The organism is Elioraea thermophila (ex Habib et al. 2022), assembly GCF_003336755.1.
GTDB lineage: Bacteria > Pseudomonadota > Alphaproteobacteria > Acetobacterales > Acetobacteraceae > Elioraea > Elioraea thermophila.
On the sequence record NZ_QMDI01000006.1, the window covers coordinates 329,306 to 354,083 of the forward strand.

A 24,778-nucleotide genomic window follows, 5' to 3' on the forward strand; every position below is an offset into this window, starting at 1 on the left:
TGCCTCGGCGGCTCGGGTCACAGCCGGGAACGATAGCAGGGCAGCCGCGTCATCCGCCAGAGGGTCGCTCTGCATCTTGGGGTTTGGTGTGGCAGGGCCACCACATGTGGTGGGTCCCCGTCCGTCCCGCCCGGACATTGCCGACCCTGCCCGGCGTTGCTAGGCCGACCAGCGACACCGAAGGGGAGAGAGCGATGAGCGACGCCGCACTTGCCGAACCGACCGTGCTGGCCGAGGTCGCGAACGGGGTGGGGCGCCTCGTGCTCAACCGGCCGAAGGCGTTGAACGCGCTCGACCTCGACATGATCCGGCTGCTGACCGAGGCGCTGGAGGCTTGGCGCGAGGATCCTGCCGTGCGCCTCGTCACCATCGAGGGCGCGGGCGGGCGCGCGTTCTGCGCCGGTGGCGACGTGCGCGCGATCCGCGCCTTCGTGCTCGCGGGCGAGCTCGATGCGGCGGAGGCCTTCTTCGCCTCGGAATATCGCCTGAATCGGATGATCGCCGAGTATCCGAAGCCCTATGTCGCGCTGATCGACGGCATTTCGATGGGTGGCGGCATGGGGCTCTCCATCCACGGCTCGCATCGGGTGGTGACGGAGCATGCGGTGATGGCGATGCCGGAGACGGCGATCGCGCTCTTCCCGGACATCGGTGCCTCCTATTTCCTGCCGCGCCTGCCGGGGCGGCTCGGGCTCTATCTCGCGCTCACCGGGGCGCGCATCTCGCCGGGCGATGCGATCTACGCCCGGCTCGCCACGCACCACGTGCCGCGCGCCGCCCTCGAATCGCTGAAAGCCGGGCTCGCCCGCTCCGGCCTCGCGGCCCTCGAGGCGCACGCGCACCGCCCACCCGAGTCGCTGCTTGCCCAGGCGCGCGCGGCGATCGACGACTGTTTCGCGCCCGACACCGTACCGGAGATCCTCGCCCGGCTCGAGGCGCGCGGCGATGCTTGGGCGAAGGCGCAGCTCGACACACTCGCGCGCATGTCGCCGACCAGCCTGTGCGTGACGGCGGAACTGTTGCGCCGTGGCGCGACCATGTCGCTCGCCGACTGTCTCGCGATGGAACTGAGGCTCACCCGCAAGGTGATCGTGCATCCCGATTTCGCCGAAGGCGTGCGCGCGCAGGTGGTGGACAAGACGCGCGACCCGAAATGGCGCCCAGCCACGGTGGCGGAGGTCGATCCCGCCGCCATCCTCGCCATGTTCGACTGACGCCTCAGCGACCGACCACCACCAGCACCACGCCGGCAACGACCAGGGCGAAGCCGACGGTCCCCGCGCCCGTGATGCGTTCGCGCAGGTAAAGCCGTCCGAAAGCCAGCGTGAACAGCATCTCCACCTGGCCGAGCGCGCGCACGAGGGCGACGGGGCCGAGTGCGAAGGCCGAGAACCAGCAGGCGGAACCGAAGGCCGACAGCAAACCCACCGGTACAGCCCGCCGCCAGGCAGCGATCGCGAGGCGAAGCTGAGCGGGCTCGGCACGCGCGAGCCAAGCCCCCATCAATCCGCTCTGCAGGACCGTGGCGACGGCAAGCGTCGCAAGGGCGTCGAGAATCCGGTCGACGCCGCCGAGCGACAGGGTGGCCGCCTTGAACAGCACGGCGGCGACCGCGAAGCCCCCGCCGGCGGCAAGCCCCCAGAGGGCGGCGGGCTGTCCGGCCTGGCGCAGCAGCGACGAGAGCGAGCCGGCCCCGCCGGGAGAGGACAGCACCAGAACGCCGAACAGGCTGAGCGCAACGCCGCCCGCGGCGACCGCCGACACGGTCTCGCCGAGCAGCAGCCACGCCAGGAGCGCGCCCTGCACGGCTTCCGTCTTGGCGTAGGCCGTACCCACCGCGTAGCCGCGCGCGGCGAAGGCACGCATCAGCGCCGAGGTGGCGAGGAGCTGCGCCACCCCGCCGGCGGCGGCGAAGGCGAGGAACGTCCCCTGCAGCGGGGCAGGTGCGCGCCCGGTCACCGCACTCCAGCCGGCGAGCAGGAGGGCGGCGACGGGGGCGCCATAGAGGAAGCGCACGAAGGCCGCCCCGTCCGCAGAAAGCGTGCCGCGCAGCGCCTGCTGCAGCGCGGTCCGCCAAGCCTGGAACAACGCGGCGGCGACGGTGAAGCCGATCCAGACGTCACCCATCGCGGTCGTCCACCACACCCCCCTCGCGCCGCGATTGCACGACGACCCCCTTCCCTGTCACCGTGCCGTAGATGCCCCTGCGTGCCAAACACTCGATGGACGACCTCGCCCGTTTCGCCCTGCTCAACCTCGTCGCGCTCGCTCTGGCCGCGGTGTGGCTCGCTGGCGTGCGGCTGTTGCACGGAGACGGGCGGGACGCCTCAAGCCCGGTCGTGCTCGGCACCCTGCCGGTCCTCGCCCTCGCCGCCCTCGCCTGTTCGCTGTTGATCGCCTTCGCCCATCGCGCTTGGCTTGCCGTGGTGCTCTCCCTTGCTTCGGGGTGGGTGCTGATCGCCGGTGCCGGTGCTCTGTTCACGCTGCTCGTGCCGAAGGCCTATGAGGCGGTCGGGCCGGGGGCGATGGCGTATCTTTGGGTGATCGTCGCCTCGATCGGCGCGGTACCCCTCGGGCTCATCATCCGTCTCGTGTTGTCACCCCTGTAGCCGGCGACCGTCGAAACGGGGGCGTACGGTCGCTGATCCCGCCCGTCGCGCTTGCGCGGCAGCCAACTCCCTTGCCACGGTGCACCTGGACGACGCTCCCCGACCGCCGCGCGATGGACGATTTCGCAAACTTTGTCCTGCTCAACCTCGTGGCTCTCGGGCTTGCCGCAGTCTCGCTTGTCGGTGTGCGACCGCTGTTCCGCGACGGTCCGGACCCCACGAGCGCGGTCATCCTCGGCACTTTCCCGATCCTCAGCCTCGGCGCCATCGGCTGCTCCCTGTTGATCGCCGACGCATATGACGTCCGGCTGGCCGCCCTGCTCACCTTCTTTTCCGGCTGCCTGCTGACCGCCGGCGCCTGGGGACTGTTCAGCCTGCTGGTGCCGAAGTCCTATGAAGCGATGGGGCCTGCGGCGATGGGCTACCTGTTCGTCGTTCCGGCCTCGCTCGGTGCGATCCCGTTGGAGCTTTTCCTGCGGATGATCGTCTTCTGACCCTCGCCCGGGCCGAAGTTCGGCCGGAGCCCTCAGCGTCGTCAGAGCCGCACCCGCCCCCAGCCCGGGTCGCCCGCGATGAGGTGAGCGAGGCCGGACCGCGCCAGCATCGCCTCCGTCTCGGCCGCCGCCTCGGCCAGGATCGCCGCCTGATCGAGATGCGGAACGACCCGCCCGCGCATCAGCACCCGTCCGTCCACGACCACGTCGCGCACGTCGGATCCTTGCGCGAACCACACCAGGCGATGGATCGGCATGTTCGGCGGCCAGGCATGCGGGGTGGCAAGATCGACCGTGATCACGTCCGCCCTCTTGCCCGGCTCGAGGCTGCCGAGTTCCGCCTCGAGGCCGAGGCCGCGCGCGGCGTCGATGGTGATCATCTCCAGGAGCTTGCCGGGCGGCATCAGCCGCTCGTCGCGCGCCGCGCGCTGATGGATGCGCGCGCACATCACCATGTGGCGGAACATGTCGGTGCCGCGGTCGGGCGCGGTGCCGTCGGAGCCGATCATCACCGTCACCCCGGCCTCGATCAGCCGCGGCACCGGGCAGTGCCCGCGCACCTGCGCGATCGCGGTCGGGTTGTGCACCACCGAGGTGCCGGTGCGCACCAGCGTGTCGATGTCGGCGTCCGTAAGGTCGGTGCAGTGGCTGAAGAAGGCGTCGGGGCCGCACAGATCGAAGCGCGCCTCGGCCTCGGCGATCGAACCCGAACAGTGCCCGTCCTGATGGAAGAGGCAGCCGTGGCGGCGGCCGAGTTCGCGCACGAGCCGCGCCTGGCGCGCGATCTCGGCGATCGTGTCGGGGTCGTCGGTCTCGCCGCGGTGCACGGGCATCACGGTGGCGAGGCGGATCCTGCCCTCCGCCCCGCCGTGCCAGCGCGTGATCAGCTCCGCCATCGTGTCGAACTGCTGTTCGAAGGGGACGAGCTTCTCCTCCGCCCTGCCCTCGCGCCAGTCGAGGTAGCGCCAGGGGTGCGGCGGTCGCGTGGGGCCGACGGCGAGGATGCGTTCACCCGCGATGGCGACCGCCCCGTCCGGGATCACCCGGCGGTCGGCATCCATGGTCACCACCGTGCCGCCGGTGACGAGGAGCGTGGCGCGCTCGGTCCCCATCGCACTCAGGGCATGCGCACGAGCCGCAGTCTCAGCCGGTTGTCCGGCGCCTGGGCGAGCTCGATCCCCCGCCGCGAGGCCCAGACGATCGGCTGCTGATGCAGCGGCACGTGCGCGATGTCCTCGCGTTCGAGCGCGAAGGCCTCGCGCATCAGCGCCCGACGCTTCGCCTCGTCGGTCTCGCGGCTCGCGGCTTGGGTGAGTTCGTCGATGCGGGGGTTGGAGTAGCGACCCGAATTCAGCCTACCCGTGGTGGCGGCGGTCTTGGTCTTGATCACCTCGGAGAGGACGTACCAGGCGTCGATCAGCGGCAGCCCGGCGTGGCCGAGCATGAACATCGAGACGTCGTGCGTATTCACCCGGCGCGACCAGACGTTGAGCGGCTCGATCTGCGGCTGCACGCGGATGCCGACTCGCCCGAGCATGCCGATGACGGCAAGGCAGATGCGCTCGTCATAGACGTAGCGGTCGTTCGGGCAGGAGAGGCCGACGGAGAAGCCCTCGGGATAGCCCGCCTCGGCGAGCAGGCGGCGCGACGCTTCGGGGTCGAAGGGATAGAGGCGCGCGTTGAGGTCGGCCGGCGCCCCGTTGAGGAGGGGCGAGGCCATCATGCCGGCGGGCCAGGACTGGCCGCGCATCACGCTGCGCCTGATCGCCTCGACATCGATCGCCTGATAGACGGCCTGGCGCACGCGACGATCCTTGAACGGGTTCTTCCCCTTGACGTCGCTGTCGAGAAGCTCGTCGCGGAAGTGGTCGAAGCCGAAATAGATCGTGCGCAGCTCCGGCCCCTGCACCACCTGCAGGTTCGGGTTCTGCTCAATGCGCGGGATGTCCTGCGGCGGGATTTCCACCGTGGCGTCGATCGCGCCGGAGAGGAGGGCGGCGGTGCGCGTGGCGGCGGCGCGGATCGGCTGGAAGGTGACGGTGGTGAGGTTGTGCAGGGGACGGTCCCACCAGCGCGGGTTCGCCTCCAGCGCGGTGCGCGTGTCGGGTTCGCGCGCGACCAGGCGGAACGGCCCGATACCGTTGGCCTGGCGCGCGGCCGGGCTTTCGCGCTGGGCGGAGAGATCGGAGGCGGTGGTCGCACCGACCCGTTCCGACCATTCCCGGTCCATGACGAAGAAGTGGGTGAGGGCGAAGAGCAACACCGGGAAGGGCTGCGAGGTGACGAACTCGACCGTGCAGGCGTCGATCTTGCGCACCTCGGTCACGGCCCCGATCGTGCGGCGCACGAGGGCGCCCGGCGTGTTCAGCCGCGCCCAGGTGAACAATCCGTCGTCGGCATCGAACGGCGAGCCGTCGTGGAAGACGACGTCGCGGCGGAGATGGAAGCGCCAGACGGTGGGCGAGACGATTTCCCAACGCTCGGCGAGAGCCGGCTCGATCTCGAGCTTCGCGTTGTGGCGGGTAAGGCCCTCGTAGACGTTGTTGAGGAAGGCGTTGGTGAAGGTGTTGTTGGAGGCGTGCGGGTCGAGCGTCAGCACGTCGGCGTTGAAGGCCCAAGCGAAACTCTTCGCCGCCGCCGGCCCGGCCGCCAGCGCGGCCGCGACCATGATCGCTGCCAGCATGCGCATCGCGTCGTCGCCCCGTGTCGCTGCCGGTGAGCGGGAGCCGCGCGGCAGGCGGCGTCAACCGAGGACGAAGCGTCGGATGGCGGCAAGCAGCCGATCGGGCGCGTCGGTGCGCAGGGAGTGCCCCGCTCCCTCGAACACCTCGAGCTGCGCGCCGGCGATGAGGGCGGCGATCTCGCGCGCGAATTCCGGCGGGCAGATCCAGTCCTCCGCCCCGGCGAGCACCAGCGTGGGGGCGGTGATGCGCGGCAGTTCCGGGCGCAGATCGAACCGCCGGAGGAACCCCTCAGGGCCGAAGGCGGCGTTCAGCGGCCCGTGCGCATAGGCCACGCGCTGCAGGGCCGGTTCGGCGGCGGCCGCATCGAAGCGGGTCGCGTAGAGCGGCCCCATCACGCGGTGGTAGTGGCGCACGTCCTCGTCGTCGCGGAAGCCCTGATCCCAGCAGCGCGCGACGAGGGCCTGCTGCTCCGCGGTGCCGCGTTCGGCGAGGATCTCTCGCGCGCGCGCGATGAAGCCCCCATGCGCGGCGGTTGCGACCAGAACGAGACGGGAGACCGCGCCAGGGTGGCGCGCGGCGTGCGCCATCGCCACCATCCCGCCGTAGCTCGTGCCGACGACGGCGATCGGGCCGAGGCCGAGATGACGGCGCAGCGCCTCCATGTCGGCGACGTTCTCATCGAGCGTCCAGCGCGCGGGGTCGCCGTCGCGGGCGGAGCGGCCCTGGCCGCGATGGTCGAAATAGACGAGCTGGGCGGCGTCCGCGAGGGCCGAGAACAGCGGCTTGTAGCCGGAATGATCCGACCCCGGCCCGCCATGGACGAGGAACAGCACGGGTTTTTCGTGCATCGCCGCGCCGTCGGGAACGAGGCCCGCCCCCTCGACGTCGAAATAGAGACGGGTGTCGCGGATGGCGGCGTACATGACCGGGGCTCCCAGCGCGGGACGGAGATCGATGGCCCGAGGCTAGCCGAGCGGGATAAGGCGGGGGAAGAAAAAGCCGATCCGCGCCCGGTTCAATCGCCGATCGTTTCAATTTGATTGCGGATCGTCGACTTCGTACCGCTCAGGCGAGCGCCTCCATCGCCGCCGCCACCCCGCCGCGGCCGTGCGGCACGCCGAGGTCGCGCAACGACATCTCCACCGCCGCAAGCGTGCCGAGGATCATCGGCTCGTTGAGATCGCCCATGTGGCCGATACGGAACACCCGCCCCGAGAGCGCGCCGAGCCCCCCGCCGAGGGAGACGTTGTAGCGGGTGAAGGCATGGGCGCGCAGTGCCTCGGCATCATGCCCCTCGGGCATCAGCACGGCGGTCACGCTGTCCGAGTGGCGCGCGGGGTCGGCGCAGTAGAGGGTGGGGCCGTCGTTCGCCGCCCAGGCGCGGACGGCGGCGCGCACGGCCGCACCGAGACGGGCATGACGGGCGTAGAGGGCCTCGAGCCCCTCCGCCTCGATCAGGGCGAGGGATTCGGCGAGGCCGTGGAACATCTGGGTCGGGATCGTGCCGACGAAGGACCGGTGCGGGCGCGTCAGCATGATCGACCAGTCCATGTAGAAGCGCGGCAGGCGGGCCTCGCGATGGGCAGCCAGCGCCTTGGGGCTTGCGGCGCAGAACGCGAGGCCCGTGGGCAGCATCAGCCCCTTCTGCGACCCGCCGACGACGAGATCGACCCGCCAGTCGTCCATGCGGAAGGGGAGAGAGACCAGGGAGGAGATGGTGTCGGCGAGGAACAGGGCCGGATGGTGGGCGGAGTCGATCGCGGCGCGGATCTCGCCGAGCGGGATGGCCACCCCGGTGGAGGTCTCGTTGTGCACCGCACAGACGGCCTTGATGCGGTGCGCGGTGTCGGCGCGGAGTGCGGCGGCGACGGCATCGGGATCCACACCGCGGCGGCGATCGGCCGGGACGGTCTCGACCTGGAGACCAAAGCGGCGGGCCATCTCGGTCCAGGAGTCGGAGAAATAGCCGGACTCAAGCATCAGGAGCCGGTCGCCCGGGCTGAACAGGTTGACCAACGAGGCTTCCCAGGCGCCGTGGCCGGAGGCGGTCATGAAGAACACCTCGGCCGTGGTGCTGCCGAGGAGGGGGAGGAGCCGGGCCCGGCAGTCGAGCACGAGGCGGACGAAGGCGGGCTCCATGAAGTCCTGCGACGGGCGGTCGATCGCGCGCAGGATCGGGTCGGGGATGTTGGTCGGCCCTGGGTTGGCGAAGAACGGACGGCCGACGGGGCGTGGCATCGGGAACTCCGGTTGGGGCGTGTCGTCGGGGCAGGCTTCGCCGAGAGCGCGCGCCGGCGCAAGGGCGGGCGAAGCGCTGCCGCCGCAACACCGGCTGTGCTATCGTCGCTGATCGAGCGGAGGTGGGGGCGCCGCGACGCACGCCGGGGCAACGCGCGAAAGCGGCAAAGTCGCCAGAGCGGCAAGGCGCGGCGGCGGCGGCCGCGGGGATGCTCACGGTCGGAGGCGCCGGGCCAAGCCCGTCAGGTGGCGAACGAGGCCAGGATCGGCACGGCTACCGCGAGGGTTAGGCACTCGAGCGGCAGCCCCACCCGCCAGTAATCCCCGAACCGGTAGCCCCCCGGCCCCATGACGAGCAGGTTGTTCTGGTGCCCGATCGGGGTGAGGAAGGCGCAGGAGGAGCCGAGAGCGACCGCGAGCAGGAACGGGTCCGGGTTCACGCCGGCCGCACGCGCGAGACCGATGGCGAGCGGCGCCATCACCGCCGCGGTGGCCGCGTTGTTCATCGCATCCGACACGGTCATCGCGATCAGCACGAGGAGCGCGATCAGCACCGGCACGGTGGGCAGGCCGGTCGCCGCGAACAGGAGGCCGAGGAGGCGATCCGCCGCCCCCGTCGCGTCCAGGGTGCCGGCCACCGGCATCATCGCGCCGAGCACGACGAGCACCTGCCAGTCAATGGCAGCGTAAGCGCGGCGGGCGGAGATCACCCCGGTCGCGACCGTGACGGCCGCGGCGGCGGCGAGCGCGACCGGCGCAGCGACCAGCCCCGCGGCCGTCACAGTGACCGCGAGGACGAGCGGCGCGAGCGCCCGAAGCCGGCGCTCCGCCGCCAGGGGGAGGCTGCGCGGGGCGAGCGGAAGCAACCCGAACTGCGCGGCAAGCGCGGCCAGCGCCTCCTCACGACCCTGCAGGAGCAGGACGTCGCCGGCAGCGATCGGGGTCCGCGCCAGGGCCTGCCGCTTCGCCGCGCCCTGCCTGGACAGGCCGACCAGGTTGACGCCGAAGGAATCGCGCAGGCGAAGCCCACCGACCGTGCGCCCGACCAGACGGCTGTCGCGCGGCACCACCGCTTCCACCACGCCGAGCCCCGGTCCGTCCCCAGCCCTCTCGGCGAGCGTGAGGCCGAGCGTCGCGAGGCCCGGGCCCAGCGCCTCTGCCTCGGCCTCGAGCAGGAGCCGGTCGCCCGCCGCCAGGACGAGGCCGCCATGCGGCACGATGACCCGCCCGCCCGGGTCGACGAGGGCCAACACCTGGCCGTCGGCCTCCGCGAGCGCCTCGTCGAGCTGCGCCACGCGCATCCCGTCCGCCTTGCCGCCAGCGACCACCGTGACTTCGACCAGATAGGGGGCGATGTCGCGCTCCCCCTCGTCCGTGCCCTGCCGCGTCGGCACGAGCCGCCAGCCGACGAGGGCGAGGTATGCGAGTCCCGCCAGGGCCACGGGCGCGCCCGCGACGGCGAAGGCGAAGAAGCCGAAGGCCTCGCCGGTGGCCTCCGCCCGCGCCTGGGCGACGATGACGTTGGGCGGCGTGCCGATCAGCGTCGTCACTCCCCCGAGCATGGTGGCGAAGGAGAGGGGCATCAGCACCGCTCCGGCGGCGAAGCCTTCGCGCCGTGCCACCCGCACCGCGGCGGGGATGAGCAGGCCCAGCGCCGCCACGTTGTTCATGAAGGCGGAGGCCACTGCCCCGATCGTGCCGAGGACGAGCACCACCCGCGCCGGCCCGCTGCCTTCCGGCAGGAAACGGTCGGCGAGGCTCTGCACGAGCCCCGTCTCCTCCACCGCGCGGGAAAGTACCAAGGCGGCGGCGACGGTCACGACGGCCGGGCTGCCGAAACCTTCGAAGGCCACCGCGTTCGGCACCAGCCCGAGCGCGACCGAGGCCAGAAGCCCGGTGAGCGCGGCGAGGTCGGGACGAATGCGGCCCGAGGCCATGGCGGCGAGAACCGCGGCCAACACAGCCAGGGCCAGGACCTGGTCGGCGGTCAGGGCTCACGCGCCTCCGCCGCACCGCGCCGCGCCCGCTCGATCGCCCGCCAGCGCGCCACCGCCCGGTTGTGCTCCTCGAGCGTGCGGGAAAAGACGTGGCCGCCCGTCCCGTCAGCCACGAAGTAGAGGGCGTCGGTCTCCGCCGGGCGAACGGCGGCGAGCAGGCTCGCCCGCCCCGGCGCGGCGATCGGGGTCGGCGGCAAGCCGCGGTTGCGGTAGGTGTTGTGGGGATGGTCGGCGTCTAGATCGGCGCGCGTCAGCGGCCGATCCAGCACGCCGAGCCCCCCCGAGACGGCGTAGATCACCGTCGGGTCCGACTGCAGTGGCATCCCCCGCCGGAGGCGGTTGACGAACACCCCCGCCACCTTGGCGCGCTCCTCCGCCACCGCGGTCTCGCGCTCGATGATGGAGGCGAGGATCAGCGCCTCGCGGGGGGAGGACAGCGGCAGGTTTTCCGCCCTCTGCGCCCAGGCTTCGGCGAGCGCCCTGTCCATCGCCGCCCGCATGCGGCGGATCAGCGAGTCGCGCGTGTCGCCCCAGGAGTAGGCCCAGGTCTCCGGCAACAGGGACCCTTCGGGCGGAACCTCGCTCACGGTTCCGGTGAGCCCCTCGGCGCGCTCGAGAAGGGCGAGGATCTGCGCCACCGTCAGTCCTTCGGGAACGGTCAGGCGGCGCTGCACCGTGGGCGCGGTGCGCAGGATGTCGAGCACACCGGCGAGCGAGACCCGGGGCGGAAAGGCGTATTCCCCGGCCCTGAGCGGCCCCGCCGCCTCCGTCAGCCTGGCGGCCGGGACGAAGGCCGCGGCGCGGAGGTCGTCGAGCACGCCCGCCTCGCGCAGGCGCTCGGCGATGGCGCCCGGACCGGCCCCGCGGGGGATGACGACGGCGCGCTCCTCGGCCAGCGGTCCTGCCGAGCGGTAGAGGTCGAGGGCGGCGCGCCATCCGGCGTACCCCGCTCCGGCGAGGAGTCCCGCCACGACCGCGAGCCCCGCCAGCCAGCGCAGCCCTCGTCTGCCCCGCCCGGCCGGGGCCGCGTCCATCGCTCAGGCCGCCTTGCGGAACAGGATCGAGGCGTTGGTGCCGCCGAAGCCGAAACTGTTGGAGAGGGCGACGTCGATGCGGCGGCTCTGCGCCTCGTGCGCCACACGGTCGATCACGCTCGGCTGCGAGGGCTCGTCGAGATTGAGCGTGGGCGGGGCGACGTTGTCGCGTACGGCGAGGATGGAGAACACGGCCTCGATGGCGCCGGCCGCTCCCAGGAGATGGCCGATCGCCGACTTCGTCGAGCTCATCGCCAGCTTGCGCGCGGCATCGCCGAACAGGCGCTCGACCGCCTGCAGTTCGAGATCGTCGCCCAAGGGGGTCGAGGTGCCGTGGGCGTTGATGTAGTCGACATCCTCGGGGTTGAGGCGGCCGTTGCGCAGGGCAGCCTTCATGGCGCGGAACGCGCCCTCGTGCCCCTCGGCCGGGGCGGTGATGTGGTAGGCGTCGCCCGACAAACCGTAGCCCGCAAACTCGGCGTAGATCTTCGCGCCCCGGCGCTTCGCGTGCTCGTACTCCTCGAGCACGACCACCGCCGCCCCCTCGCCCATCACGAACCCGTCGCGGTCCTTGTCCCAGGGCCGCGAGGCGCGCGTCGGTTCGTCGTTGAAGCTGGTGGAGAGCGCGCGCGAGGCGCAGAACCCCGCGATGCCGAGCGGGCAGACGGCGGCCTCGGAACCGCCGGCGACCATGACGTCGGCATCGCCGAACTGGATCAGCCGCGCCGCATCGCCGATCGCATGCACGCCGGTCGCGCAGGCGGTGACCACGGCGTGGTTCGGCCCCTTGAAGCCGTATTTGATCGAGACGTGGCCGGAGGCGAGGTTGATCAGGGCGGAGGGGATGAAGAAGGGGGAGAGGCGCTTGATCTTGCCCTCCAGCACCTGCTGCGAGCCCTCGAAGATGGTCTGCAGGCCGCCGATGCCGGAGCCGATCATCACCCCCGTCGCGCAGCGGCCTTCCTCGTCCTCGGGCATCCAGCCCGAATCCTCCACCGCCTCGGTGGCGGCGACGAGGGCGAGCTGGATGAAGCGGTCCATCTTCCGCTGGTCCTTGGGCGGGATCCACTCGTTGAGGTCGAGCTTGCCGTCCGCCTTCGAGCCTTGCGGAACCTGGCCAGCGATCTTCGCCGGCAGATCCGTCACATCGAAATTCTGGATGGCGCGGATGCCGGATTCGCCCGCGATCAGCCGCTTCCAGACCTGCTCGGCGCCGATGCCGAGCGGGGTGACCGCGCCAAGCCCTGTGACGACGACGCGACGCATCCGCCCTCCGTCCCGACTCCGGTTGCGGAAGCCCGCCCGCCTCAGGCGGCCTTCTGCTTGACGATGTAGTCGATCGCGTCCTTCACCGTGGTGATCTTCTCGGCCGCATCGTCGGGGATCTCGATGCCGAACTTCTCCTCGAAGGCCATGACGAGTTCGACGGTATCGAGGCTGTCGGCGCCGAGATCGTCGATGAACGAGGCGTTCTCCGTCACCTTCGACTCCTCGACGCCGAGATGCTCGACGACGATCTCCTTCACCTGCTTCGTGATTTCGGCCGTATCGGTCATTGCGCTGTCGCTCGCTCCTCGGGGTGGTCCGTCCTGGGATGTGCTGGCTCGACTCCCTCGGGGCGGCCGCGGCCGACCCGAGAGCCCTCCGACGCCGGCCGTGCTCCCGGAAACCGCGGGCGCATAGCACCCTTCGCCGGGCTTGGCCAGCAGCGGGATGACGCTTCCGTTGCGCTCACAGCATGGCCATCCCGCCGTTGACGTGCAGCACCGCGCCGGTGATCCAGCCGGCCTCGTCGGAGGCGAGATAGACGGCCGCCGCCGCCACGTCCTCCGGCCGGCCGAGCCGACCGAGCGGGATGCGCGCGGCGAGCGCCGCCCGCTGGTCCTCGCTCAGCGCGTCCGTCATCGCGGTGGCGATGAAGCCCGGCGCGATCACGTTCACCGTGATCCCCCGCGCGGCGACCTCCTGCGCCAGCGCCTTGCTCATGCCGACGAGCCCCGCCTTGGCCGCGGCGTAGTTCGCCTGGCCCGGATTGCCGGTGGCACCGACGATGGAACCGATGGAGATGATCCGGCCCGCCCGCCGCTTCACCATGCCCTTCAGCGCCGCTCGGCAGAGACGGAACGGGGCGGAGAGATCGACCGCGAGCACCGTCTCCCAGTCCTCGTCCTTCATCCGCAGCGCCAGGGTGTCGCGCGTCAGCCCGGCGTTGTTGACCAGGATGTCGAGCCGTCCCATCGCGCCCTCGGCGGCGGCGATGAGGGCTTCGGCCGCCGCCGGATCGGCGAGGTCGGCGGGCAGCACATGGGCACGATCGCCGAGCTCTTCCGCCAGCGCCGCGAGCGCCTCGCGCCGCGTGCCGGAGAGGCCGACCACCGCGCCTTGCGCGTGGAAGGCGCGCGCGATGGCGCCGCCGATGCCGCCCGAGGCGCCGGTGATCAGCGCCGTCCTGCCGTCCAGCCGGAACATGCCCTCTCCCCCCTCAAACCGTCTTCAGGAACGCCTCGATCTCGCCCGGGGTGCCGACGGAGAGGGCAGTGAGCTCGGGGTCGATGCGCTTGACGAGCCCGGCGAGCACCTTGCCCGCGCCGAGCTCGACCACCGTATCCACCCCTGCCTCCTTCATCGCCGCCACACTCTCCCGCCAGCGCACGGTTCCCGTCACCTGACGGATCAGCAGGTCGCGGATCTCTTCGGGATCGTCCGTCGGCGTCGCGGTCACGTTGGGCACCAGCGGAACGACGGGGGGCCGCGGTGGTGTGGCGGCGAGGGCCTTCGCCATCGCCTCCGCCGCCGGCGCCATCAGCGCGCAGTGGAAGGGGGCGGAGACGGCAAGCGGGATCGCCCGCTTCACGCCGCGCGCCTTGGCCGCCGCGATGGCGCGCTCGACCGCGGCCGCCGCGCCGCTGATCACCACCTGGCCGCCGCCGTTGTCGTTGGCGACCTCGACCACCTCGCCGGAAGCGGCCTCGGCGCACACCGCCCGCGCCTCGTCGGCCTCGATGCCGAGCAGGGCGGCCATCGCCCCCTCCCCTGGCGGCACGGCCTTCTGCATCGCCTCGCCGCGCAGCCTGAGAAGCCGCGCCGCCTCGGTGACGGTGAAGGAGTCGGCGGCGGCCAGCGCGGAGTATTCGCCGAGCGAGTGCCCGGCGACCAGAGCGCACCCCTCCGCCACGCGAAGCCCGCCCTCGCGGGCGAGCACCCGCACCACGGCGAGGCTCACCGCCATCAGCGCCGGCTGCGCGTTGGCGGTGAGAGTGAGCTCCTCCGCCGGCCCCTCGAAGATCAGGCGCGACAGGTTCTGCTTCAGCGCCTCGTCCACCTCCTCGAAGGTTTCGCGCGCCACCGGAAAGGCCGCGGCGAGCTCCTTGCCCATGCCGACGGCCTGGCTCCCTTGACCGGGAAAGACGAAGGCGCGCACGGGCATCGGCGGGAAGGCTCCTGAGCAGGGGGGCGGTCGGGCCCGCGCTGCTAGGCGGGCGCCATCGGACTGTCAAGGAACCGCGGCCCAGGTAGGACGAGGCCGCGCTTGCAAGCCGGGGCGCGATGCGTATATGCCCCGCCGTGTTCCCTGCCGGCCGCGCGGCACGCGGCCGGCTATGTCCCATTGTGCGCCCGGGATCGGCCCGCGGCGGCGGGACTGAGACAAGCCGGAGGGAAGAAGGATGCCGTTCTACGAGTGCGTGTTCATCGCACGCAGCGACATCACGCCGCAGCAGGTCGAGGCGCTGGCCGAACAGATGGCCGAAGTCATCGCGCAAGGCGGCGGCAAGGTCGGCAAGCGGGAGTACTGGGGCCTGCGCACGCTGGCCTACAAGATCAAAAAGAACCGCAAGGGCCACTACATGCTGCTCAACATCGACGCGCCGTGGCCGGCGGTCGCCGAGATGGAACGGCAGCTCCGGCTGAACGAGGACGTGCTGCGCTTCCTCACCGTGCGGGTCGAGGCGCTGGACGAGGGGCCTTCGGCGGCGATCGCCAAGCCGTCGCGCGAGGATCGCGCCGAGCGGCTCGACCGTCCCGCGCGTGCGGCGGAGCGCGCGCCCCGCGCGCCACGGGCCGCCCGCGCCGAAGCGATGGAGTGAGCGATGAGCGAGACCGAAACGATCCTGCCCGCCTCCCGCCGGGTCGCCGTCGGCGCCCGCCGGCCGTTCTACCGCCGCCGCAAGTCCTGCCCGTTCTCCGGGCCGAACGCGCCGGCGATCGACTACAAGGACGTCAAGCTCCTGTCGCGTTACATCAGCGAGCGCGGCAAGATCGTGCCGTCGCGCATCACCGCGGTGTCGGCGAAGAAGCAGCGCGAGCTCGCCACCGCGATCAAGCGCGCGCGCTTCCTCGCTCTCCTGCCCTACGTCATCAACACCTGAGGGGGAGGCCCGGACGGAGCGCAATGCCGGGCGGGGTGGCGCGTGCCGAACCTGCGCACGACGGCGGTTCTCGCCGCGGGGCTCGTCTCCGCGCTCGCCGTGCTGGCCGCCTTGCGCGGCCTGCCGCTCGGTTCGGTGGCGTTCTGGTTCTCGGCCGTCCCCCTGTTCGCCGCGGGCTTCGCCTTCGGGGTGGCGGCGGCGGCGCAGGCGGCGGCGGTCGGGGTGCTGGTGACCCTGGTGTCCGGTGGGCTTCCCGGCTCGCTCGTCTTCCTCTTGCTGTTCGCGCTGCCGGTGAGCCTGATGCTGTCGGCGGCCCTGCCGCGCTCGGCCGGCGCACCGCTTGCGCTGGCTTGGCCGTTCGCCCTGCTCGCGCTGTGGCCCGCAGGGCTCCTGCTCGCGGCGGAGTTCGCGCTCGCCGGCCAGCCGGGCGGGCTTTCGGGCGTGCTGCGCCAGGCGGTGGTGCAGGCGCTCGAGCGGATGGGACCGCCGCCCCAGCTCGACGTCGCCGAATTCGCCGCCCTGCTCGTCCGCCTCAAGCCGCTCGCCTTCGCGCTGTGGTTCGCGCTGGTGATGACGACGAACGCCGCGCTCGCGCAGCGTCTCGTCGCCTCGCGCGGCCTGATGGCGGCGCTTCCCGCGCAGTGGTCGATGGCGGCGTTGCCGGGCTGGTATTGGCCGCTGGCGCTGGCCGCCGCGGTCGCCTCGCTGTTCGTGCCGGGCGAGGCGGGGTTCGCCGTGCGCGGCCTGGCGATGATGTTCGCGGTACCACTCGTGCTGCAGGGCCTCGCCGTGCTGCACGTCATCAGCCGCGGCCGGCCGGCGCGCCCGGTGCTGCTGGGCGGCGTCTATGTCGGGCTCGTGCTGTTCTTCGCTCCGGCTGCCCTCGCCCTCGCCGCTTTGGGCATCGCCGAGCACTTCCTCAATCTGCGCGGCCGCAGGCCGCCGCCTGGAACCGGGCTTAGGCCCACGGAGGACTGAAATGGACGTCATTCTGCTGCAGCGCGTCGAGAAGCTCGGCCAGATGGGCGACGTGGTGAAGGTCAAGCCCGGCTACGCGCGCAACTATCTCCTGCCGCAGAAGAAGGCCGTGCGGGCGACGAAGGAGAACCTCGCCCGCTTCGAGGCCGAGCGCGCCCAGCTCGAGGCGCAGAACCTCAAGCGCCGCGAGGAGGCGGAGCGCGTGGCCGAACGTGTGGCCGGTCTTGCCGTCGTGCTCCTGCGCCAGGCGGGTGAAAGCGGCCAGCTCTACGGCTCGGTCACCGCGCGCGACGTCGCCCAGGCCGCAACCGAAGCGGGGCTGACCATCACCCGCCAGCAGGTGGTGCTGGACCACCCGATCAAGGCGCTCGGTCTCTATCAGGTACGCGTCGTCCTGCACCCCGAGGTGGTGATCGCGATCACGGTCAATGTGGCGCGCAGCCTGGAGGAGGCCGAGAAGCAGGCGCGCGGCGAGCGCGTCACCGCGGCGGCCGAGGAGGAGCGCGCCGATCTCAGCCGGATGTTCGAGGGGACCTCGCCCATCCCCGGCACGGGCGAACAGCCGGACATCTGAGCCGGGTCGGCGGCCACCCCTTCCCTCGCCCGGCGAGCCGCCTCTAGACTTCGCATCGGCGCGGCGAGGAGAGGCGGCGGCGACGCCCTCTGGCAGCCCCTCCGCCCCCCGATGGTCACGCGCCGGGGGAGGTGGGCATGATGATCGAACGCGTGCTGCGCGACGTCGTCTCCGCGGGCCGGCTCGAACTCCTCTGGCCCGACGGCAGACGCAGCGACTTCGCGGGTCGCGATCCGGGCCCCTCCGTCCGTGTCCGTGTCCTCGACGCCGCGGCGATGCGCCGCATCGCGCTTCACCCTTCGCTGCGCTTCGGCGAGGCCTGGATGGACCGCGCCTTCGAGGTCGAAGGCGGCTCCATCTACGACCTCCTCGATCTTCTCATGCTCAATCTCGCCCGCGGCGCGCGTTCGCCCATGCTCTCGTGGCTCGACCGGCTGGGGCTTTGGTTACGCCGTCTGCAGCAACACAACCCGGTGTGGCGGGCGAAGCGCAACGTCGCGCATCATTACGACCTCTCGGGTCGTCTCTACGCCCTCTTCCTCGATCGCGACCGTCAGTACTCCTGCGCCTATTTCCGCACCGGCGACGAGACGCTCGAAGAGGCGCAGGCGGCGAAGAAGCGGCACATCGCCGCCAAGCTCGTGCTGAACCGGCCTGGGCTGCGCGTGCTCGACATCGGCTCGGGCTGGGGCGGGCTCGCACTGACCCTCGCCACCGAGTACGGCGCCGACGTCACCGGCATCACGCTGTCCGAGGAACAGCACCGCGAGGCGACGGCGCGGGCCGCAGCGGCGGGATTGGCCGATCGCGTGCGCTTCCGCCTGCAGGACTACCGCGACGTGACCGAGACCTACGACCGCATCGTCTCGGTCGGCATGTTCGAACATGTCGGCGTGCCGCACTACGACGCGTTCTTCCGCATGGTCGCGCGCTCGCTCGCCCCCGATGGCGTGGCGCTGATCCACGCCATCGGCCGGCCCGAAGGACCGGGGATCACCAACGCCTGGCTGCGCAAGTACATCTTCCCGGGCGGGTATTCGCCGGCCTTGTCCGAGGTGCTGCCGCCGATCGAGCGGTCGGGGTTGCTGTTGACCGATCTCGAAATCCTGCGCCTGCACTACGCCTACACGCTCAGGCACTGGCGGGAGCGCTTCCTGCGCAACCGCGACGCCATCGCCGCCCTCTACGACGAGCGCTTCTGCCGCATGTGGGAGTTCTATCTCGCCGCCTGCGAACTCGCCTTCCGCCACCAGTCGCATTTCGTCTGGCAGGCGCAGCTCGCGCACCGGCAGGACGCGGTGCCGCTGACGCGCGACTACATCACGCATGCCGACGAGGCGGCGGAGGTTCGTCGCGACGTGTCCCCGGTATCCACAGACGCGTGAGCGCTCTCTCCCCTCGCGCGGGCGGGAAGTCGCGCTAATCTCGCGCGATCGTTGCAGGGGACCGATTCCGCATGCCGCAATCGATCGCGCCGCCACGCCCGCGCGGCCTCGCCGATGATCCGCTCGCGACCCTGAAGCTGCGCACGCCGCCGCAGAACCTCGAAGCCGAGCAGGCGCTGCTGGGCGCGCTTCTGGTCAACAACAAGGCCTACGAGCGGGTGGCGGATTTCCTCGCCCCGCAGCACTTCGCCGACCCGGTGCACGCCCGCATCTTCGAGGCGATCGTGCGGCGGATCGAGCGCGGCCAGCTCGCCGACGCGGTGACTTTGAAGACCGATCTCGAGCACGAGGGGCTGCTCGAGGAGGTCGGCGGGACGGCCTATCTCGCGCAACTCGTCGCCGCCACCGTCGGCGTGATCAACGCCGGCGACTATGGGCGAGCGATCCACGATGCCTATCTGCGTCGCCAGCTGATCGACATCGGCGAGGAGATCGTCAACCGCGCCTTCGGCGATGCGGAGGGCCTCGACGGCGCAGCACAGATCGAGGCCGCCGAACAGGCGCTGTTCGAGATCGCGACCGAAGGGGTGGCCGATCGCAGCTTCGTCCCCTTCGATCTCGCCCTTTCCCGCGCCATCGACGCGGCAGAGCGCGCCTTTCGCTCGCAGGGCGGTGTTTCGGGCCTCGCCACCGGCTTTCGCGACCTTGATCAGAAGATGGGCGGGCTGCACGCCTCCGACCTGATCATCCTCGCCGGCCGGCCGGGCATGGGCAAGACGGCCTTCGCCACCTGCCTGGCGTTCAACGCCGCCCGCCTGGTGGCCGAGGAGGCGGCGCGCGCGGGCGAGAAGCGCGCGCCGGCGGTCGCCATCTTCTCGCTCGAGATGAGCGCGGAACAGCTCGCCACCCGCCTGCTTGCCGAACAGGCGCGCGTGAGTTCCGACCGCATCCGCCGCGGCGACGTGCGGGCGGAGGATTTCGACCGCTTCGTCGCCGCCTCGCGCCGCATCGCCGCCCTGCCGATCCAGATCGACGATACGCCCGCACTGTCCATCTCCGCGCTACGCACGCGCTGCCGGCGGCTCAAGCGCACGCAGGGCCTTGCCCTCGTCGTCGTCGACTACCTGCAATTGCTCCGCCCCGCTCCGGGCTCGCGACCCGAGAACCGCGTGCTGGAGATCAGCCAGATCACGCAAGGCCTCAAAGCGATCGCGAAGGAACTGCACGTGCCGGTGCTCGCGCTGTCGCAGCTCTCGCGTGCGGTGGAAAACCGCGAGGACAAGCGGCCGCAGCTCGCCGACCTTCGTGAATCGGGCACCATCGAGCAGGATGCGGACGTGGTGATGTTCCTTTATCGTGACGAGTACTATCTCGCCGCCCGCGAGCCGAAACTGATGAGCTTCGACAACCAGGCGAAGTTCGAGGAGGCGCACGCCAAGTGGCTTTCCGACATGGAGCGCGTGCACAACGTCGCCGAGCTCATCCTCGCCAAGCAGCGCCACGGCCCGACCGGCAAGATCGAGCTCTTCTTCGAGGCCGAATTCACCCGCTTCGCCGATCTCGATCGTCAGCACAGTGGCCTTGACGCCATCTGAGGCGACGGCCGCCTCGCGCTTGATCGTCGATCTCGACGCGGTGGCGGAGAACTGGCGTCGGCTGAACGGGCTCGCCGCACCGGGGCGGGCTGCGGCCGTGGTCAAGGCGAATGCGTACGGGCTCGGCGCCGTGCCGGTGGTGCGTCGGCTCTTGCGCGAGGGCGTGCGCCATCTCTTCGTCGCGCGCCTTCAGGAGGCGCTCGCGCTCCGGCCCGCGGTGCCGCCGGATGTGATGCTCGCGGTCCTCAACGGCCTCTGTCCGGGCGAGGAGGAGGAGGCGGCAGACGCCGGGCTCGTTCCGGTGCTGAACGATCCCGGCGCGATCGAGCGCTGGAGTGCCGCTGCCCGCGCGCGCGGCGAGCGGCTGCCCGCGATCCTTCATCTCGACACGGGCATGAACCGGCTGGGCCTCGGCCGGCGGGAGATCGAGCGGCTGGCGCAGGATCCGTCAGCGCTTGCGGCGGTCGACCTCCGCTTCGTGATGACCCACTTCGTTTCGGCGGAATGTGCCGACGATCCGCGCAACGCGGAACAGGTCAGGCTGTTCCATGCGCGGCGCGCGCGGCTTCCGCCCGCGCCGACCTCGATCGCCAATTCCTCGGGGATCTTTCTCGGCCCCCTGGCGGCCTCCGACCTCGCCCGCCCCGGTGCCGCGCTCTACGGCCTCAACCCCACGCCCGGTCGGCCGAACCCGATGCGGCCCGTGGTCACCGTCGAGGCCCGCATCCTGCAACTGCGCGAGATCGAGGCGGGCGAGACGATCGGCTACAATGCGACATGGCGGGCCGAGCGCGTGAGCCGGATCGCCACCATTGCCGCTGGCTATGCCGACGGCTATCACCGCAGCCTCTCCAACCGCGGCGTCGGCTGGCTCGCCGGTCGGCGCGTGCCGATCGTGGGCCGGGTTTCGATGGACCTCATCACCGTGGACGTCACCGACGTTTCCGAGGCCGTTCCTGGCGCCGCCGTGCGGCTGATCGGGCCCGAGATTCCGCCCGACGAGGTCGCGGCGGCCGCCGGCACCAACGGCTACGAGATCCTGACCGCGCTCGGTGCCGCCCGGCACCACCGCGTGTATCTCGGCGCGGCGTGAGCGCTTTGCTCGATCTCCTGGCCGCAATCGGCCGCGGCGTCTTCGGCCTCCTGTCCGCAGCGGGCTCGGTCGCCGTCTTCGCCGCCGTCGCCCTCAGCCACGTCGTCCGCCCGCCGTTCTATCCGCGCTTGCTGGCGCGGCAGATGATGGAGATCGGCTATTTCTCCCTGCCCGTGGTCGCGCTGACCGCGATCTTCTCGGGGATGGTGCTGGCGCTGCAGTCCTACACCGGCTTCGCGCGCTTCTCGGCCGAAGGCGCGGTCGCCACCGTCGTCGTGCTCTCGATCACGCGCGAACTGGGCCCGGTGCTGGCGGGGCTGATGGTGGCAGGGCGCATCGGGGCGGCGATCGCGGCCGAACTCGGCACCATGCGCGTGACCGACCAGATCGACGCGCTGACGACCTTGTCGACGAACCCGATCAAATACCTCGTCGTACCGCGCCTCGTCGCGGCGACGATCGTGCTGCCCCTCCTCGTGATCATCGCCGACATCCTCGGCGTGCTCGGCGGTTTCATCGTCGGCGTGGCGAAGCTCGAGTTCAACCCGGCCACCTACATGCAGCGCACCTGGGAGTTCCTCGAGGTGCAGGACGTCGTCTCGGGGCTCGTCAAGGCGGCGGTGTTCGGCTTCATCATCGCGCTGATGGGCTGCTACCAGGGCTACCATTCGCGCGGCGGCGCCCAGGGCGTGGGGGCGGCGACGACGAACGCCGTCGTCTCCGCCTCCATTCTCATCCTCACCTTCAACTACGTCATCACCGAACTCTTCTTCGCGCGATGAGCGAAGCCCCGCCGAAGATCCGCATTCGCGGCCTGAGCAAGGCGTTCGGGACGAAGGTGGTGCTCGATCGCCTCGATCTCGACGTGCCGGCCGGCAAGGGCTTCGTCGTTATCGGCGGGTCTGGGTCGGGCAAGTCGGTACTGATCAAGTGCATCCTCGGCCTGATCGAGCCCGATGCGGGCACGATCGAGATCGACGGGCGGAACGTTCTCGCCATGCGCCGTTCCGAACGCGAAGCGGTGAACGCGCGGATCGGCATGCTGTTCCAGCAGGGGGCGCTGTTCGACAGCCTGCCCGTGTGGGAGAACGTCGCCTTCGGCTTGCTCGCGCGGAAAATGATGCGCCGGCCCGAGGCGAAGCCGCGTGCGGTGGAGATCCTGGCCCAGGTCGGCCTCGGCCCCGATGTCGCCGATCTCTACCCGTCCGAACTGTCGGGGGGGATGCAGAAGCGCGTCGCACTCGCCCGCGCCATCGCCGCCCGACCGGACCTGATCTTCTTCGACGAACCCACGACGGGGCTCGACCCCATCATGGGCGCGATCATCGACGCGCTGATCGTGGCGCAGGTTGAACGGCTCGGCGCGACCGCCTTCTCGATCACCCACGACATGGCCTCCGCGCAACGGATCGGCGACGAGATCGCGATGATCCACAAGGGCAAGATCATCTGGCAGGGGCCCGCCGACCGCATCTACGACAGCGGGAACCCTTACGTCGACCAGTTCGTGCGCGGCAAAAGCGAAGGCCCGATCACGATGGAAGTGCGAGTCTGAACGACGGCACCGCGCTTCAGGTGACGGTCTCCAGCTCCTGGTCGCTCAGGCTTCCCGGCACGATGACCAGCGGGGTGCGCAGGAGACGGTTGTAGCGGCCGGTGAGCGCGGTGATGAGCGGCCCCGGTCCCTCGGAGGAGGTGGAGGAGGCGAGCACCAGCACGCTGATCGCCGGCTCCTCGGCCAGAAGCTTCAACAGCTCCTCGCGCGCCTCACCCTCCCGCACATAGAGGATGGGTACCGAGCCGGTGATTCGGTTCACCTCCGCCGCCAGGCCCTGCAGGAGCTGTTCCGCTTCCGCCCGCCGCTCTTCCCGCATCATCTCGGCGACACCGGCCCATTCGGTCTGCCCCGGCGGTTCGACGACGCGCAGGAGAGCGACCCGGCCACCGCCGCGCGCAGCCGCAAGCGCGGCGTAGCGCAGGGCGACCGAACGTTCCGGACTGTCGTCGACCACGGCGAGAAACAGCCGCTCCCGCCGCGCCGCCGCCTGCCCCCGTTCGCGCTCGCTCTCCTCGGTCATGCCACCGTCAGCCTACACGCCCTCTCAGCCGCGGCGGAACACCACGCTGCCCGCCCAGCCGACGACCGCCGCCGCGATCACCGCACCCACACCGTACAGCCAAGGATGCACGTGGGCGAAACGCCAGATCTCGGCCGAGGTGCCGACGCGGCGCACGGCGAAGGTGAGATCGCGCACCGCCTCGACCCGGCGGTTCTGGATGCCGAACACGTCGACCTGATAGAGACCCGGCGGCACGGTCGGCGGCAGGAAGATACGGGCGGAGAACAGACGCTCGCCGGTCACCGTGACCCCGCTGTTCTCTTCGCGATAGAGCCCGCGCTCGACCTTGAGGGCGATCAGCGCCTGGCGAAAGCCGTCGCCGGGCCGTGGTTCGTTGGCGCGGAGCGGCAGCATGTCGAGCCCGAGGCGAAGCCGACGCCGTTCCGCCTCCGGCAGGAGTTCGGCGAGCGGACGGGTGGAGGCGACGGCGTAGAAGCCCGGTGCCGTCTCGAACACCGCCGAGGCGCCGTTGACCCAGATGCCGGCGATGCGCGTGCGCTGGCGCACCACCACCGGCGTGTGCGGGCCGCGCACGGTGATCACCACGTCGGCCGGGATGGTGTCCTTCGCCCCGTAGACGATGAGTTCGGCGCCGGTGAAGCCGGTGCTGACCGCGATCTCGCGCTGTGACACCTCCGCCACCAGCGCGCGCGCCGCCGGTGCGGCGACCAGCAGCAAGAGGAGAGACAGGAGAAGCCGCCTCATCGCAGCGGCTCCAGGACGAACGGGGCATCGGGCGTGCGCACCAGCGTATAGCCGAGGCCCATCGCCACCGCGAGCACGAGCAGGCCCAAGAGCCCCCGCGTCTCCTCGCCGCGCAGGCGCGAGCCCATCGCCGCGCCGAACTGCGCCCCGGCCACCGCGCCCACCATCAGCAGCAGCGACAGGATGATGTCGACCGACTGCGTGCTGACCGACTGCAGAACCGTGACGGCGGCAGTGACGAACACGACCTGAAAGAGCGAGGTGCCGATGACCACCCCCGTCGGCATGCCGAGCAGGTAGATCATCGCCGGCACCAGGATGAACCCGCCACCCACGCCCATGATGGCGGAGAGGAAGCCGATGCCGAAGCCGATGACCACGGGCGGGACGACGCTGATGTAGAGCCGGCTCTTGCGGAAGCGCATCTTCACCGGCAGGCCGTGCATCCAAAAGTGCTCGTGCAGCCGGCGGGGGATCTTGCGCCGACGCCTCAGCCAGGCCCGCACGCTCTCCGCCGCCATCAGCGCGCCGACGATGCCGAGCACGATGACGTAGAAGACGGCAACGACGAGATCGAGCTGCCCCACCCGGCGGACGAGGGCGAACACCTGGACGCCGAGAGCCGACCCGGCCAGTCCGGCCAGGGTCAGCACCATACCCATCTTGCCGTCCACGTTGCCACGGCGCCAATGCGCAATCAGGCCGGAGATCGAGGCCCCCATGGTCTGGTTCGCCGAGGTGGCGACGGCGACCGCCGAGGGCAGCCCGATGAAGATCAGGAGCGGCGTCATCAAGAAACCGCCGCCGATGCCGAACAGCCCCGAGAGCAGACCGACGGCGAGGCCGATGCCGACGATCGAGAGACCGTCGACCGACATCTCGGCGATGGGCAGATAGATCTGCAT

General features: G+C 71.1%; 26 protein-coding genes. 12 read left to right on the forward strand and 14 right to left on the reverse strand.

Annotated features, from left to right (window positions below):
• The first annotated feature begins 194 nt into the window (after window positions 1–194).
• Window positions 195–1,214: an enoyl-CoA hydratase/isomerase family protein gene (locus tag DWB05_RS11445; RefSeq protein WP_114377321.1), complete on the forward strand. Its 1,020-nt coding sequence runs from the start codon at window positions 195–197 to the stop codon at window positions 1,212–1,214.
• Window positions 1,215–1,218: 4 nt separating this feature from the next.
• On the opposite strand, the gene DWB05_RS11450 is transcribed toward DWB05_RS11445, so the two are convergent.
• Window positions 1,219–2,127 carry an EamA family transporter gene (locus DWB05_RS11450; protein WP_114377322.1) on the reverse strand — a complete coding sequence of 303 codons (909 nt, stop codon included), beginning with the start codon at window positions 2,125–2,127 and terminating at the stop codon, window positions 1,219–1,221.
• 71 nt (window positions 2,128–2,198) lie between these two features.
• Between DWB05_RS11450 and DWB05_RS11455 the strand changes: the two genes are divergently transcribed.
• Window positions 2,199–2,609, forward strand: a complete 411-nt coding sequence (locus tag DWB05_RS11455; RefSeq protein ID WP_232818516.1) for a hypothetical protein — start codon at window positions 2,199–2,201, stop codon at window positions 2,607–2,609.
• Between the two features lie 113 nt (window positions 2,610–2,722).
• Window positions 2,723–3,103 (forward strand): hypothetical protein, encoded by a 381-nt coding sequence (locus tag DWB05_RS11460; RefSeq protein ID WP_114377324.1) that lies wholly within the window; start codon window positions 2,723–2,725, stop codon window positions 3,101–3,103.
• Between the two features lie 41 nt (window positions 3,104–3,144).
• On the opposite strand, the gene DWB05_RS11465 is transcribed toward DWB05_RS11460, so the two are convergent.
• The 10 genes from DWB05_RS11465 to fabD all read right to left on the reverse strand — a co-directional run bounded on the left by DWB05_RS11465 (window position 3,145) and on the right by fabD (window position 14,483).
• Complete coding sequence (locus DWB05_RS11465; protein WP_114377325.1) at window positions 3,145–4,215, reverse strand: amidohydrolase family protein; 1,071 nt, start codon at window positions 4,213–4,215, stop codon at window positions 3,145–3,147.
• A 5-nt stretch (window positions 4,216–4,220) separates the two neighbouring features.
• A complete protein-coding gene (locus DWB05_RS11470; protein ID WP_232818517.1) occupies window positions 4,221–5,786 on the reverse strand; it encodes an ABC transporter substrate-binding protein in 1,566 nt (521 codons plus the stop codon).
• Between the two features lie 60 nt (window positions 5,787–5,846).
• Complete coding sequence (locus DWB05_RS11475; RefSeq protein WP_114377327.1) at window positions 5,847–6,710, reverse strand: alpha/beta fold hydrolase; 864 nt, start codon at window positions 6,708–6,710, stop codon at window positions 5,847–5,849.
• Between the two features lie 142 nt (window positions 6,711–6,852).
• Window positions 6,853–8,025: a pyridoxal-phosphate-dependent aminotransferase family protein gene (locus DWB05_RS11480; RefSeq protein WP_114377328.1), complete on the reverse strand. Its 1,173-nt coding sequence runs from the start codon at window positions 8,023–8,025 to the stop codon at window positions 6,853–6,855.
• A gap of 242 nt (window positions 8,026–8,267) precedes the next feature.
• Window positions 8,268–9,962, reverse strand: coding sequence for an SLC13 family permease (locus DWB05_RS11485; protein ID WP_114377329.1), 1,695 nt, complete (start codon window positions 9,960–9,962; stop codon window positions 8,268–8,270).
• A gap of 50 nt (window positions 9,963–10,012) precedes the next feature.
• A complete protein-coding gene (gene mltG, locus DWB05_RS11490) occupies window positions 10,013–11,056 on the reverse strand; it encodes an endolytic transglycosylase MltG (RefSeq protein WP_114377330.1) in 1,044 nt (347 codons plus the stop codon).
• Between the two features lie 3 nt (window positions 11,057–11,059).
• The gene (fabF, locus tag DWB05_RS11495) at window positions 11,060–12,322 is read right to left on the reverse strand and encodes a beta-ketoacyl-ACP synthase II (RefSeq protein ID WP_114377331.1); all 1,263 of its coding nucleotides are present in this window, start codon (window positions 12,320–12,322) and stop codon (window positions 11,060–11,062) included.
• 41 nt (window positions 12,323–12,363) lie between these two features.
• Window positions 12,364–12,612 (reverse strand): acyl carrier protein, encoded by a 249-nt coding sequence (locus DWB05_RS11500; RefSeq protein WP_114377332.1) that lies wholly within the window; start codon window positions 12,610–12,612, stop codon window positions 12,364–12,366.
• Between the two features lie 175 nt (window positions 12,613–12,787).
• The gene (gene fabG / locus DWB05_RS11505) at window positions 12,788–13,525 is read right to left on the reverse strand and encodes a 3-oxoacyl-[acyl-carrier-protein] reductase (protein WP_114377333.1); all 738 of its coding nucleotides are present in this window, start codon (window positions 13,523–13,525) and stop codon (window positions 12,788–12,790) included.
• A 13-nt stretch (window positions 13,526–13,538) separates the two neighbouring features.
• A complete protein-coding gene (gene fabD / locus DWB05_RS11510; protein ID WP_114377334.1) occupies window positions 13,539–14,483 on the reverse strand; it encodes an ACP S-malonyltransferase in 945 nt (314 codons plus the stop codon).
• A 238-nt stretch (window positions 14,484–14,721) separates the two neighbouring features.
• Here fabD and rpsF point away from each other — a divergent pair, with 238 nt between their 5' ends.
• The 9 genes from rpsF (at window position 14,722) to DWB05_RS11555 (ending at window position 22,603) form a co-directional block, all read left to right on the forward strand.
• Window positions 14,722–15,141 carry a 30S ribosomal protein S6 gene (rpsF, locus tag DWB05_RS11515; RefSeq protein WP_114377335.1) on the forward strand — a complete coding sequence of 140 codons (420 nt, stop codon included), beginning with the start codon at window positions 14,722–14,724 and terminating at the stop codon, window positions 15,139–15,141.
• Window positions 15,142–15,144: 3 nt separating this feature from the next.
• Window positions 15,145–15,423 carry a 30S ribosomal protein S18 gene (rpsR, locus tag DWB05_RS11520; RefSeq protein ID WP_114377336.1) on the forward strand — a complete coding sequence of 93 codons (279 nt, stop codon included), beginning with the start codon at window positions 15,145–15,147 and terminating at the stop codon, window positions 15,421–15,423.
• Between the two features lie 42 nt (window positions 15,424–15,465).
• A complete protein-coding gene (locus DWB05_RS11525; RefSeq protein WP_114377337.1) occupies window positions 15,466–16,401 on the forward strand; it encodes a hypothetical protein in 936 nt (311 codons plus the stop codon).
• A gap of 1 nt (window position 16,402) precedes the next feature.
• A complete protein-coding gene (gene rplI / locus DWB05_RS11530; RefSeq protein ID WP_114377338.1) occupies window positions 16,403–16,975 on the forward strand; it encodes a 50S ribosomal protein L9 in 573 nt (190 codons plus the stop codon).
• Window positions 16,976–17,112: 137 nt separating this feature from the next.
• Window positions 17,113–18,360: an SAM-dependent methyltransferase gene (locus DWB05_RS11535; protein ID WP_198669151.1), complete on the forward strand. Its 1,248-nt coding sequence runs from the start codon at window positions 17,113–17,115 to the stop codon at window positions 18,358–18,360.
• Window positions 18,361–18,431: 71 nt separating this feature from the next.
• Complete coding sequence (locus tag DWB05_RS11540; RefSeq protein WP_114377340.1) at window positions 18,432–19,955, forward strand: replicative DNA helicase; 1,524 nt, start codon at window positions 18,432–18,434, stop codon at window positions 19,953–19,955.
• Window positions 19,936–21,048, forward strand: a complete 1,113-nt coding sequence (gene alr, locus DWB05_RS11545) for an alanine racemase (protein ID WP_456298232.1) — start codon at window positions 19,936–19,938, stop codon at window positions 21,046–21,048. The genes DWB05_RS11540 and alr overlap by 20 nt, the downstream gene beginning before the upstream one ends.
• On the forward strand, window positions 21,045–21,830 hold the full coding sequence (locus tag DWB05_RS11550) for an MlaE family ABC transporter permease (RefSeq protein ID WP_114377342.1): 786 nt from the start codon (window positions 21,045–21,047) through the stop codon (window positions 21,828–21,830). The genes alr and DWB05_RS11550 overlap by 4 nt, the downstream gene beginning before the upstream one ends.
• The gene (locus DWB05_RS11555; protein WP_114377343.1) at window positions 21,827–22,603 is read left to right on the forward strand and encodes an ABC transporter ATP-binding protein; all 777 of its coding nucleotides are present in this window, start codon (window positions 21,827–21,829) and stop codon (window positions 22,601–22,603) included. Before DWB05_RS11550 ends, DWB05_RS11555 begins: the two co-directional genes overlap by 4 nt.
• Before the next feature lie 16 nt (window positions 22,604–22,619).
• On the opposite strand, the gene DWB05_RS11560 is transcribed toward DWB05_RS11555, so the two are convergent.
• The 3 genes from DWB05_RS11560 to DWB05_RS11570 are packed head-to-tail and all read right to left on the reverse strand — an operon-like array spanning window position 22,620 to window position 24,778.
• Window positions 22,620–23,126 (reverse strand): universal stress protein, encoded by a 507-nt coding sequence (locus DWB05_RS11560; RefSeq protein ID WP_114377344.1) that lies wholly within the window; start codon window positions 23,124–23,126, stop codon window positions 22,620–22,622.
• A 24-nt stretch (window positions 23,127–23,150) separates the two neighbouring features.
• Complete coding sequence (locus tag DWB05_RS11565; protein WP_114377345.1) at window positions 23,151–23,873, reverse strand: TIGR02186 family protein; 723 nt, start codon at window positions 23,871–23,873, stop codon at window positions 23,151–23,153.
• On the reverse strand, window positions 23,870–24,778 hold the full coding sequence (locus DWB05_RS11570) for a sulfite exporter TauE/SafE family protein (RefSeq protein ID WP_114377346.1): 909 nt from the start codon (window positions 24,776–24,778) through the stop codon (window positions 23,870–23,872). Before DWB05_RS11570 ends, DWB05_RS11565 begins: the two co-directional genes overlap by 4 nt.